Origin of the sequence: Candidatus Pseudomonas auctus (assembly GCF_048654275.1) — a bacterium.
Classification (GTDB): Bacteria; Pseudomonadota; Gammaproteobacteria; order Pseudomonadales; family Pseudomonadaceae; genus Aquipseudomonas; species Aquipseudomonas pharyngis.
In genome coordinates, this window is sequence record NZ_JBJYZK010000020.1 from 1 (window position 1) to 17,101 (window position 17,101).

The window sequence follows — 17,101 nt, forward strand, 5'->3', positions numbered from 1 at the left end:
CATGTGAGAGTAGGTCATCGTCAAGATTAAATTCCGAAACCCCAATTGCGAAAGCAGTTGGGGTTTTGTTTTGCCCGTTGAAAAGTTTTACTAGCGACAGCGAACAAATTTGCACAGTTATTTTCGAATTAGAACACTAGAATAGCCCCACCTTTTTCGGAGCCAGAGCCTTTATGTCAGATCCGGTTGGCGCCCAAGGGCTGTCAGAATTACCGCTGGAAGACTTGGTGGCCTGTCACGAGTGCGACCTGCTGATGCGCAAGCCAACCCTTGCTCATGGCGAAAAAGCCCTCTGCCCACGTTGCGGTTACGAACTGTATGCCCATCGCCATAATGTGGTGCAGCGCAGCCTTGCCCTGGTGATTGCGGCATTGCTGTTGTACATCCCGGCAAACTTTTTACCCATCATGCAGCTCAATATCCTCGGGCAATCCTCGCAGGATACGGTATGGAGCGGCGTGCTCGGTCTGTTCAACACTGACATGCAGGGCGTTTCGATCGTGGTATTTCTGTGCAGCATGGCCATACCGCTGCTCAAGCTGCTCTGCCAGTTGTTCGTTTTACTCACAATTCGCTTCAATGTCGGCCGCAGCTATGGTCTGTTGCTCTACCGCATTTATCACCACCTCAAAGACTGGGGCATGCTTGAGGTCTATCTCATGGGCGTCCTTGTCGCGATCGTCAAACTGGCGGACATGGCGGCCATCACCGTCGGCCTCGGTCTGGCATGTTTCATCGGTTTGTTACTGGTTCAGGTCTGGCTCGAAGTGGTGATGTCGCCGCATCAGATCTGGCAGGCGTTATCAGGAGAAGATGCCCATGCGGGCGATTGATGCAGGCATTCTGATCTGTACCGAATGCCACGAACTGAACAGGCAGGATACCGACAGCGATGTGCAGACCTGCACCCGATGCGGTGCGCTGGTTCACGTCCGGCGGCCCAATAGTCTCGCGCGAACCTGGGCGTTGCTGATCACGGCCGCGATTATCTACATCCCGGCCAACGTACTGCCGATCATGACAGTCAGCTCGCTTGGTCAGGGGGATCCCAGCACGATCATGTCCGGTGTCATCCAATTGGTGCAGCACGGCATGATTCCCATCGCCGCCGTGGTGTTCATCGCCAGTATCCTGGTGCCGACATTCAAGCTGGTGGGCATCGCGCTGCTGCTGTTTTCCGTACAGCGCCGCCAGCCCTTGTCCGCACGTCAGCGGATCTGGATGTACCGCTTCATCGAGTTCATCGGCCGCTGGTCGATGCTCGATATTTTCGTGATCGCCATTCTGGTGGCGGTCGTCAACTTCGGCCGGCTTGCCAGTGTCGAAGCCAATCTTGGCGCCATCGCCTTCGCCACTGTGGTGATTCTGACGATGCTCGCCGCTGTCACTTTCGATCCCCGACTGATTTGGGATAACACGGAGTCGGACGCCGACCATGACTGATTTGCCTGTAGCGAAAACCCGACCGGCTTCGAACTGGTCTGCCATCTGGGTGCTGCCCCTGATCGCCCTGATTATCGGCGGCTGGCTCGGCTGGCGTGCCTACAATGAAACCGGTATCGAGATTCAGGTGCGGTTTGAAAGTGGTGAAGGCATTCAGGCCAACAAGACCGAAGTGGTCTACAAAGGCATGCCGGTCGGCAAGGTGAAAGCCCTCAAGCTCGATGATGAAGGCAACTCCAAAGGTGTCATCGCAACTATCGAGATGAACAAGGATGTCGATCAGTACCTGAAGACCAGTACCCGTTTCTGGCTGGTCAAACCGAGCGTGACGCTGGCCGGGATCACGGGTCTGGAAACTCTGGTATCGGGTAACTACGTGGCTATCAGCCCCGGTGAAGGCGAACCGACCCGAAAGTTCAAGGCCTTGGCCGAAGAACCGCCGCTGTCGGACTCCAAGCCCGGCCTGCACCTGACGATCAAGGCCGATCGCCTCGGTTCGTTGAATCGCGGCAGCCCGGTGTTCTACAAGCAGATCAAAGTCGGCCAGATCAAGAGTTACGTGCTGTCGGAAGACCAGAGCACGGTCGAGCTCAAGGTGTTCATCGAACCGACCTACGCCAAACTGGTGCGCAAACACACGCGGTTTTGGAACGCCAGCGGCATCAGCATCGACGCCAACCTGTCCGGCGTGAAAGTGCGCAGCGAATCCCTGGCCAGCATCGTCGCTGGCGGTATTGCCTTCGCCACCCCGGAGAACCGCAAGGACAGCCCGCCCACCGATCCAAGCCTGCCGTTCCGTCTCTACGAAGACTTCGATGCGGCCGCCGCCGGCATCCGCGTGAAGGTCAAACTCAGCGATTTCGAAGGCCTGCAAGCCGGGCGCACTCCGGTGATGTACAAGGGCATTCAGGTGGGTAACCTGAAAGCGCTGAAGATCGATCCGGATCTGTCCAGCGCGACCGCTGAGCTGACCCTCGATCCGTTGGCCGAGGACTATCTGGTCACCGGCACGCAGTTTTGGGTGGTCAAACCTTCGATCTCCCTGGCCGGCATCACCGGTCTGGAAGCGCTGGTAAAAGGTAACTACATCGCCGTACGTCCGGGCGACAAGGGCGGTGCGCCACAGCGTGAGTTCGAGGCCCGGCCCAAAGCGCCGCCGCTGGATCTGCGCGCACCCGGCCTGCACCTGGTGCTGTTCACCGACACCCTAGGCTCGATCGATGTCGGCAGCCCGATCCTCTATAAGCAGGTCAAGGTCGGTTCGGTACAGAGCTATCAGTTCTCCAAGACCCGCAAGCAACTGGTAATCGGTGTTCACATCGAGAAGGAATACGAAAACCTGGTCAACGCTTCGACCCGGTTCTGGAACGTCAGCGGTGTCACGCTGACCGGCGGTTTGACCGGCGGCATTCAGGTCAAGAGTGAATCGTTGCAGACCCTGATGGCCGGCGGCATCGCCTTCGAAACGCCGCAAGCCAAGGCACCGCTGCAAAAACGCATTCCGCGTTTCCGTCTGTTCGCCAACCATGATGAAGCGAATCAGAAAGGCGCCGTCGTCACCATCAAGGTCGATCGCGCGGACGGTCTGCGCAGTGGCACCCCGGTTCGTTTCAAAGGCCTGGACGTTGGCAAGATCGAAAGTGTCGACCTGACCGATGATCTGCAATCGGTGATCCTCACCGCGCGCATCACCGAAGTGCCGGAGAAGATCGCCCGGGTCGGCAGTCAGTTCTGGGTGGTCAAACCGGAGTTGGGGCTGATCAAGACCTCGAACCTGGAAACCCTGGTCACCGGCCAGTACATCGAAGTGCAACCGGCAGCCAAAAACCTCGGCCCGCAGAAGAACTTCGTGGCCCTGGCCAAGCCGCCGGAAGTCACCAAGCAAGAGGCAGGCTTGAGTCTGGTACTGAGCGCTGCCCGTCGCGGTTCGCTCAAGCCAGGTGTTCCGGTGACTTACCGTGAGATCACCGTAGGCAAAGTTACCGGTTACGAACTGGGCCAGACCGCCGATCGCGTACTGGTGCACATCCTGATCGAGCCGAAATACGCCCCATTGGTACGCAGCGGCAGTCGCTTCTGGAACACCAGTGGCGTCGGTTTCGACATCGGGCTGTTCAAAGGCGTAACGGTGCGCACGGAGTCGCTTGAGACAGCTATTCAGGGCGGCATCGCCTTCGCCACGCCGGACGGCGAGCAGATGGGCAACCCCGCGCGCGCCGAACAAACCTTCCCGCTGTTCGACAAGTTCGAAGACGAGTGGCTGAACTGGGCACCGAAAATCCCCCTCGGTAAATAATTCGGGAAATATGGGGCGTTGTTGAGGACGCCTTCGCGGGCAAGCCTGCTCCCACAGGTTTTTGTGTTGAATACAAATTTGTGTAAGACATCAATCCCTGTGGGAGCGGGCTTACCCGCGAATAGGCCTTGTCATTCAGCACAAAATTCCAAGACATAAAAAAGGGCCGCGATCCAATGGATCGCGGCCCTTTTTTGTGCCCGTCAGTTACGCATCAAACCGCATCCAGCTCCGGCTCGTCGGCCTGGACATTGACGGTGGCCTTCACCACATCGTGGCGACGGATGTACTTCCAGTCCGCCTCGTCGATGTAGATCCCGGCCGGGCCGCTGCCGCCTTCCAGGTCGATGGCGACACTGGCGCAGACCTGCGGCTTCACGCTCGCCAGAATCGGCACGAAGCCCAGTTGCAGGCTGGTTTCCAGCAGCGCAGCCTGGTTCTTCTCGTCGATGTCCGCCGCCTCGTCGAGGTAGTACGGCAGGCGCACGCGACCGGCCAGGTCGCGGTCCATCAAGTGCAGCAACAGGTACATGTTGGTCAGCGCCTTGATGGTCATCGTGGTGCCGTTGGACGCTGCGCCATCGATGTCGGTGTGGATAACTGGCTGGCCGTTGACCTTGGTGATCTCGAACGCCAGTTCGAACAAGTCCTTTAGGCCGAGCTGGTTGTGGTTCGCCGCCACCAGCCGCGCCAGGTATTCCTTGGCCTCTTCGTTCTTGTTGTCCTGTTCCGCACTTTGGCTCAGGTCGAACACCGACAGGGTTTCGCCTTCTTCGTACTGACCGGCGCTGTGGATGATCTGGTCGATGTGCTTGAGCGCTTCCTTGTTCGGCGCGAGCACGATGCGGAAGCTCTGCAGGTTGGACACCTGACGTTTGTTGATCTCGCGGTTGAACAGCGCCAGTTGGTGCTCGAGGCTGTCGTAGTCACTGCGGATGTTGCGCAGGGTCCGTGCGATATCGGTCACGGCTGCACGACGGGCCTTGCCCAGGGTCAGGGCTTCGTCGGTACGGTGCGCGTAAGCGTTGATCAGCAACGACAGGCGGCGCTCCATGTCGTCTTCACTGTCGAACTTGGCCACGCCCTTGAGGCGCACCTGCGCGTACAGTGCCTCGATCTGGCCATCGGCGCGCAACAGGCCTTGCCAGCTGTCCTGATAGTCATTGAGCAGCGGCAGCAGGTTGTCCATCGAATCGTCGACCGGATCCATGAACGGTGTGCCGAATGGCAGGTCCGCCGGCAACAGCTGACGACGGCGCAGGGCGTCGTCGAGGGTGCGTTGCTTGGCTTCCATGTCGGCGATCTGCCGGCCGACCAGTTGCAGCTTGGCCGACAGCTGCTGGACGCGCTCGGTGAACGCATCGCTGGAACGCTTGAGTTCGTCCTGCGCGGCTTCCATCTGCGCCAGTTGCTCCAGCTTGTCGCCTTCTTCGGCGCTCAGGGTCTGGGTGCGGCGGAAGTCTTCCAGCGCTTTCTGCGCATCCAGCACCTGCTGGTACAGCGCTTCGGTCTGGGTCTTGCTCGCGGCGCGGTCAGCGGCCACGGCTTGCTGGGTCTTGAGTTGCTTGAGCTCTTTTTCCAGACGCTCTTTCTGATCGCGCAGCGCCGCACGGTCGGCCAGTGCTTGCAGAGCCGGCGGCTCGATGTGCGAGATGTCGATCGACAGGCCCGGCACTTCGAAACGCTCGCCCTTGAAGCCGTCGAGGATCAGTTCGACGGACTTCACCCACTCGCCATCGTCGTCGAGGGTGATGCCGTGTTCGCCCAGCGGCAGGCTGAACAGCGCGCTGTTGAACAGACGCATCAGGCGCTCGACGTCCTGTTGCGAGAATTCTTCGCGCAGGCGGGCGTAGCTGTTGTTGTCGGCGTGATCGAGTTGCTGCTTCACCGACTTCAGACGCTTTTCCAGATCGCGAAGACGTTCTTCGAGATCCTCGGCGCTGAACTGGCGGGACTGCGCCAGCGCACCGGCCAGTTCGTCGTGAGCGTCCTTGGCTGCCAGCAATTGCTGCTCAAGAACCTTGACGTCATCGACCAGGGCGAAGCGGTTCTTCAGCACCGACAACTCGCCGAGCCAGCGCTGGATGCCGGAGATTTCCCGCTCCAGACGCATCAGTTCCTGAGTGCCGCCACGCTGATCGTTTTGCAGATCGTCCTGCTCGCGACGGTAGTGTTCGGCCTGAATCGTCAGTTCTTCCTTGCGCGCCGTGGCGTAGTCCGACCAGGTGCCGAGCAACGAGTCGAGCAGCGGCGACAGGCGATGCAGTTTGCCGCGCAGTACGTCGCGCTGTTTCACGCCGTTGGCCAAGGCTTCGACCAGCGGGCCGGCAGCCACCAGCGAGTTGTAGTCCTGTTCCATGCGACGCACATCGCGGAAGGCTTCTTCGCATGCAGCGATGTAATCGACGCTGCCGGAACGCAGGCTGTGTTCGAACGCATCGAGGAACAATTGCTTGAGCTTGGCCGCGGTGATTTCGCGCATGTGCAGCAGGTTGATGAACAGCGCGCGGAAAGTCTTCAGGCTCTGCTCGCTGGTGGAGCGCAGCGGGATCAGCGTCAGATCCAGCGGGATCGAGGTGTGACCGCCAACCAGCAAGCGACGCAGCTCATCAGGCTTGAGTTCGTAGGCTTTCAGGCCTTCTTTCTCAAGGTTGCTGAATAGCTCTTTCTGCCGCAGGCAAGTGTCGTTTTTCTGGTAGTGCGCCAGATCGAGCTTGCCGGCGTAGGCAAAGAACTGGTGACCGAAACCACCGCCCGGGCCGCGACCGACCACGCCGATCACGTGCGGGCCATGAGGCAGGTTCACTTCGACGAGGATGTAGCTGGTGTCGGAGGCAAAGTAGAAACGCCGGGACTGCTCCAGGCTGTACTTGCCGAAACTCATGTCCGACATGCGCGCCAGGATCGGGAACTGCAAGGCGTTGATCGAGGCGGATTTGCCGAGGTTGTTTGCGCCGTAGACCGACAGCGGTTCTTCCAGCGGAAACAGGCCGAGGCTGTAACCGGCGGTGTTCAAAAGGGCAAAGCGGCGGATGCCGTAGCGTTCCTGGCTCATGCGTCGGACTCCTGTTCTTCGGCAATGGCGCGGGCCAGTGCGTCTTCTTCGCTCTCTTCCTCAAATTCGCTGAGATCGAGCGGGTCGTCGGTGGCGAGGAATTTCGCCTCGGCCTCTTCGTCGATCAGCACCGGTGCCGGCAGGGGCAGAACGCTGTGCACGCTGGCCGCCAGATCGCGGTCCTGCTGAACCGACAGGCAGACGTCGAGGAACCGGTGCATCGGCGGCAGGAAACGGTACACGCCGTTTTCCTCGCTGGCGAAGCCGAGCTGAGTCATGCGGCGCATGATTTTTTCTTCCAGCTCTTCAACGGTCTGTACTTCGGCCTGGATGAACAGGTCGCGGTACTTTTCCAGCAGCGACGGCAGTTCTTCACGGCCGAGGCTGCCACCGTCGAGTACGGCGATCGGGTCGCGGCCCTGATCGGCCAGATGTTCGACCAGGATGAAAGTGAACAGCGCCAGGCGCTGGGCTGTCTTGTTCACCGCCGCAGCCGCCATGTCCGGCACGAAGTAATAAAAACCACGGGTGTCGCAGACCAGTTCGAAGCCCAGTGCCTTGAACAGCGTGCGGTATTGGTCCTGGAAGTTCGACAGTTGTGCGTACAGCTCCGGGTCGCGGCGGCTGACGTGGTAACCCTTGAACAGCTCGCGGAAGATCGGCGCGAGTTGCGACAGTTCGGATAGATCAAGATGCATTGGGGATGCTCGCAGAATCCTCGGCGGCGGTGTCGGCGGCCGAGAGCAGGGCGAAGGAGCGCAGGCTGACCTGGTGCTCGTGAGTGTGATATTCGCGGCGTTCCAGACGCTCGCGCTTGAAGCGTTTTTCCCGCGACAGACGCGAGAACCAGTAAAGCAATTCGTCGGTCGCGCCGTCCGGTTCCTGCTCCAGCAGCCAGGTCATCAGATCCGGCATCGGCAGGGACTCTTCGCAGCGGTCGACCATCTCGCGCACGGTGCGTGGTGCGCGCGGAGCATCGCCGGTCTTCTGTGATTTGTGCGCCTTGGGGAAACGCGCCGGTTTCGGCTCGAAACGGGCCAGGGCGTAGACGTAGGCTTCAACCTGACTGGCGCTGCCGAGAAAGGTGCTTTGCGGCCGGGTGAACAGCGGCATCGCGGCTTGCGGTACGGCGTCAATGCCTTTGCGGCGGATCGCGGCCAGCGCCAGTGCAGCACCACGGGTCACGGCGTTGTGTCGGCGAGCCTCTTCACGCAGCGGCAGCAACAGTTCCCGGGCGTGACGCAAGGTCAACTGGGCACTGGTCTGCATTTCGAGGATGCGCGCGTGGGTGCGCAGCAGCATGTCGTCATCGACCAGATGGCCGAGGCGCTGCTGTTCGCTGAGCATCTTCAGCAGGACGGTTTCGACCTTGCGCACGCCTTGCTCGAAGGCGCCGTCGGCGTTCACCAGATCGATCATCGGCTCGACATATTCGTCCCAGGTCGCCAGCACTTCGGCATAACGCTGACGCAGCGGGATCTGCCGGTCGCTGGTCTTGGCCCGTTCGGCCACGGCCACCAACGCCTGTTCGTCGTTGTCGAGTTTCTTCAGAACGTCGCGCACGCGCATGTCGAGCAGGCGCAGCTGACGGGCGAGATCATTGCCGTCACGGACATCGAACGCGTCCTGGATATAACCGGCCAGACGCTCGAGGTGACGCAGATAGGCTTCGATCTCCAGGCACAGGCCCAGACGGTGTTCCCGGCGCAGGTAAGCGAGGAAGTCGTGAATCTGCGCGTTCAGCTCGAAACGGTTCGGGCTCTTGGCCACGGGAACCAGAATGTCGAGGCGGATCCACACGTCGAGCAGGCTGGTAATGTCCTGCGGCGTGCTGTCCAGTTGTTGGGCGGCCAGTTGCGTGCGCAGTTCGTTGAGGCTCAGGGTGCCCTGGTCGAAGTGCTCGCACAGTGGCTCCAGAAGTGCCCAGTGTTCAGCGAGGGCGCGCAAGACGCGCTTGGGTTCGATCATCGGAATGGCCGGCTGGTTGGCGATTAAAAGCCGCGATTGTACTGCATCACGAAGGATGCGATTCACTCTCGGGACGGGCTGTCGCTTTTCTTTGCGTCAAGGTATCGGTCAAGACTATCGATCAACAGCGGGCGATCTTGAGCGAAGGGCGGTAGAATCAGCGCACTTCAGTTATCCACAAGTGGCCGACCCTTGCTAATCGAGTCCCGCCGCCGCGCCTATTTGAACGCCATGCAGGTGGTCAATTGGCTGCCGCGCACCGAATTGCCCTTTGCCGCGCCGTCGCGGCCCGAGCTGCTGGACATGCCCGAGCCCGAGCCCGGGATTGCCGCGCCGGTGATTCCGGCAACCCCGGCCGAAGCGCCGGAGCAGCCGGCTGCGCGTCCGGTCGAGCGGCCGAAGATCGAGGTTCCGCGACCTTCGCTGGCCAGCACCCGTACGGGCGCCAAACCGGTCGAAGAAGTCGACGACACACCCGTGGTGGCCAAGCCGGCGCCGGTGCCGCCACCGCGTTTCGCCCTGCAATTGCTGCGCGCCGGCCGTTGCCTGCTGCTGGTGGAGTTACCCACAGGCGAAGCCTTCCAGTCGCGCGATCCTGCCTATCTGTTGCTCAAGGACATGCTGCGTGCCGCCGGCCTGCCGGACGCGCCGCAGATTGTAGGTGAGCCGGTGCGCTGGCCATGGCTGAATCGCGGCACGATGGATCAGGGCCCTGAAGCGGCCCGGGATTTCGTCCAGGGTTTCCTGTCGGTGCAGATGGAGGCGGCGCCGTGCGCCTGCCTGTGGCTGATCGGCCTGCCGGCGGTGCGCTTTGCCGGTGAGGCGGATGCCGAAGCGTTCAACCGTGAATTGCAAATCGAGGGTCTTGGCCTGGCGTGGGCCGTGCCGGGGCTGGAATTGTTGATGGAAGAGCCACAGCGCAAGGCCGCCGTGTGGCAAGCCATGCGTCGGCTGATGGCGCGCTGGAAAGAATCGAATGAGTGACGCTGTATCGTTTCGCCCGATGACCGAGGCGGATCTGGACGCTGTGCTGAAGATTGAATTCGCCGCGTACAGCCATCCGTGGACCCGCGGGATTTTTCTCGATGGCCTGGGCAAGTACCAGATCTGGCTGATGTTCGAAGGCGAGCAACAGGTGGGACACGGGGTGGTGCAGATCATTCTCGATGAGGCGCATCTGCTCAACATCACGGTCAAGCCGGAAAACCAGGGGCGCGGGCTGGGGCTGACCCTGCTCGAATACCTGATGTCCCGCGCCTACGCCGCCAATGCCCGGGAATGTTTCCTGGAAGTGCGCGACAGCAACACCTCGGCGTTTCGCCTGTATGAACGTTATGGCTTCAACGAGATCGGCCGACGTCGGGATTACTACCCGGCGGTCGGCGGGCGTGAAGATGCCGTGGTCATGGCCTGCACGCTCGTCGACTGATCAAAACAATCGCCAGCAGGCTGGCTCCCACAAGGAAATGCATTCCAATGCGGGAGCCAGCCAGCCTGCTGGCGATAGCGGTCTGCCTGGCGACGCCCGTCAGCGGTTGCCATCCAGCGGATCACGCCGCGCCAGTTCCGCTTCATCCAGCCCATTGCCGCCGCCGATGTCGTCCTCGTCGACCACGCTCAGATCCCAATCGGCCTGATTGCCTTCTCCGAGTTCCTGGGCATCCCGGGCGCCATCTTCACGGATCAGGGTTTCCGGGCTGAGGTCGTCGTCGGTAGGTTCATGATCGGCGGTCGATGCCCCGGTCAAACCGGCTTCGCGCACGCGGTCACGGGGCATCAACTGTTCGCGCTCGCGTTCAGGCAGTTCATCGCCGATCTTCGCACTGGGCTCTTCGTCGTCGAAATCCAGCTCGTGCACCGACCCCATGCGGTCTTCGTTATCATCGATGGGCTCCGGTTGCACCGCATCGTACGGACGTCGTGAATCAGTCATGGCAAATCCTCATACTGTGGGCCTTACTGAGGTGGACTCACCAGGCGCGCGAGAATTCAAAGCAAATCACCCGCGATCCCTGCGTGACCCCGACGGGCGGTCGACTGTCATACCAGCGCATCTTTCTTGAGGCCTTACAGCATGCATGACTTACAAGACCTGATTGATAACAACGAGCGTTGGGCTGACGCGATCACCAAGGAAGACCCGGATTTCTTCGCCAAGCTGGCCCGTCAGCAGACGCCTGAATATCTGTGGATCGGCTGCTCCGACGCACGGGTGCCGGCCAACGAAATCGTCGGCATGCTGCCGGGCGATCTGTTCGTTCACCGCAACGTCGCCAACGTGGTGCTGCACACCGACCTCAACTGCCTGTCGGTGATCCAGTACGCGGTGGACGTGCTCAAGGTCAAACATATCCTGGTGACCGGGCACTACGGCTGCGGCGGTGTGCGGGCGTCGATGCAGGATCGCCAGTTCGGCCTGATCGATGGCTGGCTGCGTTCGATCCGCGACCTGTACTACGAAAAACGCGAAGAACTGGCCAAGCTGCCGACCGAAGAAGAACAGGTCGACCGTCTGTGCGAGCTCAACGTGATCCAGCAAGTGGCCAACGTCGCCCACACCAGCATCATCCAGAACGCCTGGCATCGCGGGCAGAGCCTGTCGATCCACGGCTGCATCTACGGCATCAAGGATGGTCGCTGGAAAAGTCTGAACACCACGATCAGCGGTTTCGACCAATTGCCGCCGCAGTACCGTTTGCGTCCGGTCGGCGCGCCTTGATCGGTCGTTCAGCGTAAACCTTGCCGACGCCGCCAGTTCAGCAAATAGCGCTGGCCTTCAAGATTGGGTGTTTCGTCGTAACCGGTGATCCACCCACGGCAGTTCGAGGACCCGCAACCACAGGCAAACTGCCGCAGCAGTTGTCTTCGGTGGCGGTGTAATCGATGGTCAGCCTTTCACCCTCCACAATATCGCGCAGGGCCCATACCCATAACTCGCTCATGTCGAGAAAGGTGTTCGGGTCGCAGGAATGCTCGAACGCGCCGCAAAAACGCGGATCGTAGAGGTGGATACCGGCCAGCAGTTGCCGGGTCTGCCGGCATCGATAGGGCAGCAGTTGGCCAGAAACCCGGCACATTCGGGTGATACGCAGGAATGCCCGGCATGCTACGACAGCGGTGGCCACGCCCTCGGGATCGTGAACAATCTCGAAATCCTGCTTCGACGGAAATCCCATGCGCACGGGGAGCCCGGCAAAAGGATAAATGCCCTCGGTATCGCGCGCCGGTTTACCCGGTAGTGCGTAAGTGTTCATAACGGTCCCTGTTGGCTTCGGTGTCGCGACTTCCCTCGGCTGGCGTCCTGTCAGTCCTGCAACACGATGATTGGATCCAAGATCGCGCAAATCACACTAACGGTCTACTGTCAGATCTGACAGGCGAAATAGACGCTTTCCCGGGTCAGCCAGGGCTGACACGGGAAGAACGTCCGATTGCTCAGAGGTGGGGGGCGGGCGCGGCCATGTCCGGCAATGGGCTTTTCAGCTCTTGCAGCTGGGATTTGACCGGTGAGGTCGAGCAGGTTTTGTCCGCTTGTGCCACGGTCTCGTTGCGAATCGTGGTGTAGAACAGCTCGCAGGTCTTGGCTTTCTGCGTTACTTGCCAGGTCTGGGTGCAGCTGGTGAGCAGTGTTTTCGGGTCGGTGCCTGGTTTGCTGCCCATCCCGGCCTGCCAGCAGGCGGCGCTCAAGTCTTGTCCCATCACCTTCAGACCGGCCGCATCGGCCTTGGCCTGGGCATCGTCGCCGGTGTAGTTGCTCGGATCGGCGGCATACCAGATGTAGCTCGGGTGGTTGGAGCCCAGCACCGGCACATTTACGCCCGCACTCGGACTGATGGTCGCCAGGCCCAGTACATTCACGCTCGCACCGTATTGCTGCTTGATCCAGTTACGCACCGGCGCACCAAAGGCAACCATTGGCAGTACGGCGCCGCTGGCGTTCTGGCTGACCTGCTTGACCATGGTGGTCTGGTAGTCCTTGAAGTAGTCGTACACGCCTTCCAGATCCTTGCCGGCGCTGGCAGGCGCGGCGATCGGGGCAATGTCGACGATGGTCTGGTAAGCCGGCGTCTGCTCGACCGGGATGCCGTTGTCGGTCAGCAGCGCGGCCCAGCGGTCGGTGGTGTTCGAGCGCAGGTAATCCTGGGCCTGGGTCAGCGAGTAATCCGGCGGGAAGTGCAGCAGCTCGACACTCTTGCGGTTTTCCAGGGCCATGCCCAGTGGCAGGAACAGGTACCAGCTGTACGCCCATTTGCCGTCGGCATTGAGTTTGCTGGCGCCGGTGTAGGCCAGATCGCCGGCGTCCAGCAGCGCGGTCAGCGGTTTGTCGTAGCCCTTCGGTACGCCGCTGATTTCGGCGTAGAGCTGTTCGTTGTCGTTTTTCACCAGTACTTTGGCGTTGGTGTAGCCGTCACGCTGCACGCTCTGGCTCAGGTAATGGGCGACGGTCTGCTCCAGCGTCCAGTTGCGAAAGCAGATCACGCTGCAATTGTTGGGGTAGGCGAAGAGGCGGGTGACGCGTTCGGTGCTGCCCAGTTTCAGGTCGACATCGGCGTGGGCGGCGGCGCTCAGCGTGAGCGCCGCGAGGGTGAGGCCTGCAAGTTTCAACATGCTCAGATCCTTTTCAGCGAGGGTAAAACCTTGGTGGAGGGCAATCCGGCCCGCGTCTAGCCTAGCCGGGGAACAGGAGTTTCAGCGAATAACCAAGCTGACTCGCAAGAATCACGCCGGTCATGACCACCAGAAACAGCAGTTGCAACGGGCTGAAATGCGCCCAGTGCAGGGCGGTCAGCCATGGGTGCTTGTCGCTGAACTCCGGGTCGAGCGTACCGATGCGCCGCTTGTGCCAGAGCCCGATCACGATTACGCCGATATAGGTGAAGGCTCCCAGACCACCAAGCATGACCGAGAACAGCAGGATCATGACGGCTTGCGGTACGCCATGGCGCAGCACGAGCCAGCGGGTATCAGGGTTCCATCGGCGTGGAATGATCCTTTCGGTCAACCACAGATCCTGAACGATCAAATGGGCGCTGATCAGAAACCAATAACTCAAGCCGATCCGGAAAAACCAGACAGGAACGCAGGCGAAGGCCAGGGGAATGACGATGCTCATTGCCGTGGTCTTGTGCTCGGCGGGCAGATAGAACAGCCACAGCGCTAACGCTATCGCGGCCCATGACCGCACCCAGGTTTCGGCGGCGATGTAGCGCGGCAGAAACCGTCGCCAGTAGAAGACGTCGGCGTACGGCAAGCGGGCGAGCAGGTCGGGGAAGCGCCACTTGAGGGTTTCCGACAACTGCTGGCAGGCCTGCCAGTCCGCCGGAATGAAGCGGTCGGTCAGGTCTTTGTGTTGCCGCGGCTTCATCGGGCTGATCAGCATGCGCGCGGCCAGTGCGTCGGGCGACCCGTTGCGCAGATCTTCGGCCCGGGCGCAAAGAGTGTCGTAGAGGCTTTCCTGGTTGCAGCGCTCGATCAGCGCCTGCCAGAGCCAGTCCGGTTGCGGATGAATGCCCTTGGTGTCGTCCCAGCCAAATAATTGGGAGATACGGTCGAACAGCGGAACGCTCCACTCCGTGTCCTGCAGCAGTTGCAGAATGATCTGCTGCCAGTGTTCCCGACGGTCGAACACCTGGAGCCACGGTTGGGCCGTATAAGTCCTGAGCAGCGCGAGAAATTCGCGCTCGTTTTGCGAGGCGAGGAGGGTTTCCAGCGATTGCCGGTAATCCGTCAGCAGCTCGTTGGCGAGAATGCTGCGCTGCCCGTCGCCGATGACGATCTCCTGCCAGGGGCCCAGCCAACCCAGGTGCTGCACCGCCCAACGGGCAATCGAAAGGCGCAGGGCGGGCTGATCGAAGCACAACGTCAGCAACAATGTCTGGAACGCCTGCGCACAATCCTGCTGGCGCGCTTGCTCCCAGCGCTCGTCCAGGTTGGCTTCCGAGAGGCCGTTCAGCAATTGCGATGCGGCTTCAATGGCCGGGTCGGCGGTCGGCTGCTCGGGTTCCAGGTTAAGAGGCTCCGGATTCAGGGGCTGTACCCGCAAGATCGGCGATTCGAGCGGTGCTTCGGGCGCGGCCGGGGTCAACGGTTCAAATAGCGCCGAAGGGTAATCCCAGGCATCGGTCCCTGTCTTCTGCAGCGGCTGAGCCATGGACTGCTCTTGTGCCGCCAGCGCGGCGATCCCCGGAGCCTGGATGACGTCGCCGTGTTCCTCGGTCTCTTCGTTTTCCAGGCGCCATTGGGCAATCGACAGTGCGCGCTCATAGGCCTCGCGCAGGCGCTGGAAGCCTGCGGCATCTTCATCGGGCCGGAAGACTTTCAACAGGCGCGCATAGCTGCGCTTGATATCGCGCAGCCCGGCGTCTTCGGGCAGTTGCAGGACGGACCAGCATTCCATGTCGTGCTTCCTTACTGCCAGGGGCTGCGGTCGAGGGCGCTCAACTGCTTGCTCAGTTCGGTGCGGGTCTCACGGATCTGCCGCTCGTCCTGAGAGTCCAGGGCGTGCTGGAATTGCTTGGCCCAATGGCCGATCTGATCACGCAGGTCGCCCAGGCTTTCCTGATACAGACGTTCCAGCCGTGCACTGAGCAGGGTGTTCACTTGCTGCTCGCGTGGATGGATCTTCAATTGCGCCAGAGCTTGCAGACGTTGCTGGATTTCCTCGGGCGTCAGCACGCCGGGGTTGTTCTCGATGACCAGCGAGTGTTGCTGACCGGTCAGGGGGATGCTGACCTGGGCTTCGAGCAAGCCGTTGTTGTCGTAGGTGAAGCGTACATCCAGCTCGACTTCGCCGGCCTTGCGCTTGGGCACCTTGATGTCCAGTTGGCCGAGCGCCACGTTGTCTTTGACCAGGCGGCTTTCGCCCTGAAAAATTTTCACGACGACCTGTTCCTGGTTGTCGTGAAGGGTCTGCACGGTTTTCACCCGGCTGACCGGTACGATGCTGTTGCGCTCGATGATCGGCAGGTAATGACCGCTCTCATACTGGCGACCGACCTGGGTGGAGGTCTCGATCCCCAGGGTGTAGGAGCAGACGTCGGTGAGCACCACTTCTTCCAGCGCGGCCGAACGGGCCTTGAGCGCTGCCTGAATGGCGGCGCCCTGTGCCACGACCTGATCCGGATCGAGGCTGATCGACGGGAAGCGGCCGAACAGCCCGGCAGCCAGTTTGCGCACCAGTGGCATGCGGGTGGTGCCGCCGACCAGCAGGATTTCGTCGAGGTCGCTGACGCGGATGCGTGCGTCGCGCAGGGCTCGTTCGATCGGCGCGCGCAGGCGTTCGAGCAGCGGCATGTACAGCGTCGCCATTTGCGCCTGGGTGATGGTCTGGGTCCATTGTTTTTCGCCGACTTGCACTCGGAATTCGGCGCTGGCGTCCTGGCCCAGTGCGCGGCGCACACGCTCGGCTTCGCGGCGCAGCGGCTGGAGGATGGTGGAGCGCTCGGGGAAATCCGACACGTTGCGATGTTGGTCGATAAAGTGCTCGAGCAACACGTTGTCGAAATCCTCGCCACCGAGGAAGTTGTCACCGGCGCTGGCGCGCACTTCCATGACGCCTTCGAAGAGTTCGAGAATCGACACGTCAAAGGTGCCGCCGCCCAGGTCGAACACCAGGAACGAGGTTTCCTTGTCCCGTTGGTGCAGGCCGTAAGCCAGTGCGGCGGCGGTGGGTTCGTTGATCAGCTTTTCGACTTTCAGGCCCGCCAGTTCACCGGCGATGCGCGTGGCCTTGCGCTGGGCGTCGCTGAAATAGGCCGGCACGCTGATCACGGCTTCGGTGACGGTCTGGCCGTAAGTGCGCTCGACGTCTTCTTTCAGGCTCTTGAGCACCAGCGCAGACAGTTCTTCCGGGCGGAATTTTTTATCCCCGAGGTAGACCTCCGTCGCACTGCCCATATGGCGCTTGAACAGCGACGCGGTCAGGCGCGGATGGGTGTGCAGACGCTCACGGGCGGCTTGCCCGACCAGAATCCGGCCCTGATCGTCCAACCCCACCACGCTGGGTGTCAGGAACTGCCCCAGGGCGTTGGGCACCAATTCAGTGGCGTCGCCGCGCCATACGGCAACAAGGCTGTTGGTGGTTCCCAGGTCAATCCCGACGATCATTGCAACGAACTCCCTTTGCGCTCAGACAAAAAATGAAACAGATATTGGCGCGCAAGAATATTACCGAGGCAGTGGCGCGGTAAAGAAAGATGATGGCTCTGAGCCATTATTTGCGGCGGGCGGTCGAGAGAGGAGTACCCCGGAACGTTCTCCAGCTCAAATCGCAGGCGCTCCGGGTTGGTCTAACGAGGGGGGGCAGGACAATGTCGATCCAGCCCGCAATCTGTCTTTGC

Annotated in this window: 13 protein-coding genes and 1 pseudogene; 6 read left to right on the top strand and 8 right to left on the bottom strand. The window is 61.0% G+C overall.

Annotation, left to right across the window (positions count from 1 at the left end):
• Nucleotides 1–173 precede the first annotated feature (173 nt).
• Genes ACKUG4_RS26480 through ACKUG4_RS26490 form a run of 3 tightly spaced genes read left to right on the top strand, consistent with a single transcriptional unit; the run spans nucleotide 174 to nucleotide 3,739 of the window.
• Nucleotides 174–833 (top strand): paraquat-inducible protein A, encoded by a 660-nt coding sequence (locus tag ACKUG4_RS26480; RefSeq protein ID WP_039766393.1) that lies wholly within the window; start codon nucleotides 174–176, stop codon nucleotides 831–833.
• Nucleotides 820–1,443 (top strand): paraquat-inducible protein A, encoded by a 624-nt coding sequence (locus tag ACKUG4_RS26485; protein ID WP_064599434.1) that lies wholly within the window; start codon nucleotides 820–822, stop codon nucleotides 1,441–1,443. Before ACKUG4_RS26480 ends, ACKUG4_RS26485 begins: the two co-directional genes overlap by 14 nt.
• Nucleotides 1,436–3,739, top strand: a complete 2,304-nt coding sequence (locus tag ACKUG4_RS26490; RefSeq protein WP_445435161.1) for a PqiB family protein — start codon at nucleotides 1,436–1,438, stop codon at nucleotides 3,737–3,739. The genes ACKUG4_RS26485 and ACKUG4_RS26490 overlap by 8 nt, the downstream gene beginning before the upstream one ends.
• A 214-nt stretch (nucleotides 3,740–3,953) precedes the next feature.
• Here the strand turns inward: ACKUG4_RS26490 and mksF are convergent, their stop codons facing one another.
• From mksF to mksB, 3 genes are read right to left on the bottom strand one after another with little or no spacing between them, the layout of a single operon-like run.
• Entirely contained in the window at nucleotides 3,954–6,794 is a 2,841-nt protein-coding gene (gene mksF, locus ACKUG4_RS26495; protein ID WP_064599430.1) for an Mks condensin complex protein MksF, read from the bottom strand.
• On the bottom strand, nucleotides 6,791–7,492 hold the full coding sequence (mksE, locus tag ACKUG4_RS26500) for an Mks condensin complex protein MksE (protein ID WP_011335946.1): 702 nt from the start codon (nucleotides 7,490–7,492) through the stop codon (nucleotides 6,791–6,793). Before mksE ends, mksF begins: the two co-directional genes overlap by 4 nt.
• Nucleotides 7,482–8,762, bottom strand: coding sequence for an Mks condensin complex protein MksB (gene mksB / locus ACKUG4_RS26505; protein ID WP_170928981.1), 1,281 nt, complete (start codon nucleotides 8,760–8,762; stop codon nucleotides 7,482–7,484). Before mksB ends, mksE begins: the two co-directional genes overlap by 11 nt.
• Nucleotides 8,763–8,993: 231 nt before the next feature.
• Here mksB and ACKUG4_RS26510 point away from each other — a divergent pair, with 231 nt between their 5' ends.
• Together ACKUG4_RS26510 and rimI are read left to right on the top strand one after the other, a co-directional pair.
• Nucleotides 8,994–9,746, top strand: coding sequence for a hypothetical protein (locus tag ACKUG4_RS26510; protein ID WP_064599426.1), 753 nt, complete (start codon nucleotides 8,994–8,996; stop codon nucleotides 9,744–9,746).
• Nucleotides 9,739–10,191, top strand: a complete 453-nt coding sequence (rimI, locus tag ACKUG4_RS26515) for a ribosomal protein S18-alanine N-acetyltransferase (protein WP_039766383.1) — start codon at nucleotides 9,739–9,741, stop codon at nucleotides 10,189–10,191. The genes ACKUG4_RS26510 and rimI overlap by 8 nt, the downstream gene beginning before the upstream one ends.
• A 99-nt stretch (nucleotides 10,192–10,290) precedes the next feature.
• On the opposite strand, the gene ACKUG4_RS26520 is transcribed toward rimI, so the two are convergent.
• Nucleotides 10,291–10,695: a hypothetical protein gene (locus ACKUG4_RS26520; RefSeq protein ID WP_064599423.1), complete on the bottom strand. Its 405-nt coding sequence runs from the start codon at nucleotides 10,693–10,695 to the stop codon at nucleotides 10,291–10,293.
• Nucleotides 10,696–10,836: 141 nt separating this feature from the next.
• Between ACKUG4_RS26520 and can the strand changes: the two genes are divergently transcribed.
• Nucleotides 10,837–11,481: a carbonate dehydratase gene (gene can, locus ACKUG4_RS26525; RefSeq protein WP_445435162.1), complete on the top strand. Its 645-nt coding sequence runs from the start codon at nucleotides 10,837–10,839 to the stop codon at nucleotides 11,479–11,481.
• Between the two features lie 8 nt (nucleotides 11,482–11,489).
• On the opposite strand, the pseudogene ACKUG4_RS26530 reads toward can, so the two are convergent.
• The 4 genes and pseudogenes from ACKUG4_RS26530 to ACKUG4_RS26545 form a co-directional block, all read right to left on the bottom strand.
• A pseudogene (locus tag ACKUG4_RS26530) lies at nucleotides 11,490–12,016 on the bottom strand (SET domain-containing protein-lysine N-methyltransferase).
• A gap of 181 nt (nucleotides 12,017–12,197) precedes the next feature.
• Nucleotides 12,198–13,370 (bottom strand): hypothetical protein, encoded by a 1,173-nt coding sequence (locus ACKUG4_RS26535; protein WP_445435163.1) that lies wholly within the window; start codon nucleotides 13,368–13,370, stop codon nucleotides 12,198–12,200.
• Between the two features lie 61 nt (nucleotides 13,371–13,431).
• Nucleotides 13,432–15,159 (bottom strand): J domain-containing protein, encoded by a 1,728-nt coding sequence (locus ACKUG4_RS26540; RefSeq protein WP_445435164.1) that lies wholly within the window; start codon nucleotides 15,157–15,159, stop codon nucleotides 13,432–13,434.
• 11 nt (nucleotides 15,160–15,170) lie between these two features.
• Complete coding sequence (locus ACKUG4_RS26545; RefSeq protein ID WP_064599415.1) at nucleotides 15,171–16,868, bottom strand: molecular chaperone HscC; 1,698 nt, start codon at nucleotides 16,866–16,868, stop codon at nucleotides 15,171–15,173.
• Nucleotides 16,869–17,101 lie beyond the last annotated feature (233 nt).

Excerpts from the sequence above, each read along its gene's own strand:
- ACKUG4_RS26480 (WP_039766393.1), top strand. The coding sequence starts at position 174 with ATGTCAGATCCGGTTGGCGCCCAAGGGCTGTCAGAATTACCGCTGGAA.
- ACKUG4_RS26485 (WP_064599434.1), top strand. The coding sequence starts at position 820 with ATGCGGGCGATTGATGCAGGCATTCTGATCTGTACCGAATGCCACGAA.
- ACKUG4_RS26490 (WP_445435161.1), top strand. The coding sequence starts at position 1,436 with ATGACTGATTTGCCTGTAGCGAAAACCCGACCGGCTTCGAACTGGTCT.
- mksF (WP_064599430.1), bottom strand. The coding sequence starts at position 6,794 with ATGAGCCAGGAACGCTACGGCATCCGCCGCTTTGCCCTTTTGAACACC.
- mksE (WP_011335946.1), bottom strand. The coding sequence starts at position 7,492 with ATGCATCTTGATCTATCCGAACTGTCGCAACTCGCGCCGATCTTCCGC.
- mksB (WP_170928981.1), bottom strand. The coding sequence starts at position 8,762 with ATGATCGAACCCAAGCGCGTCTTGCGCGCCCTCGCTGAACACTGGGCA.
- ACKUG4_RS26510 (WP_064599426.1), top strand. The coding sequence starts at position 8,994 with ATGCAGGTGGTCAATTGGCTGCCGCGCACCGAATTGCCCTTTGCCGCG.
- rimI (WP_039766383.1), top strand. The coding sequence starts at position 9,739 with ATGAGTGACGCTGTATCGTTTCGCCCGATGACCGAGGCGGATCTGGAC.
- ACKUG4_RS26520 (WP_064599423.1), bottom strand. The coding sequence starts at position 10,695 with ATGACTGATTCACGACGTCCGTACGATGCGGTGCAACCGGAGCCCATC.
- can (WP_445435162.1), top strand. The coding sequence starts at position 10,837 with ATGCATGACTTACAAGACCTGATTGATAACAACGAGCGTTGGGCTGAC.
- ACKUG4_RS26535 (WP_445435163.1), bottom strand. The coding sequence starts at position 13,370 with ATGTTGAAACTTGCAGGCCTCACCCTCGCGGCGCTCACGCTGAGCGCC.
- ACKUG4_RS26540 (WP_445435164.1), bottom strand. The coding sequence starts at position 15,159 with ATGGAATGCTGGTCCGTCCTGCAACTGCCCGAAGACGCCGGGCTGCGC.
- ACKUG4_RS26545 (WP_064599415.1), bottom strand. The coding sequence starts at position 16,868 with ATGATCGTCGGGATTGACCTGGGAACCACCAACAGCCTTGTTGCCGTA.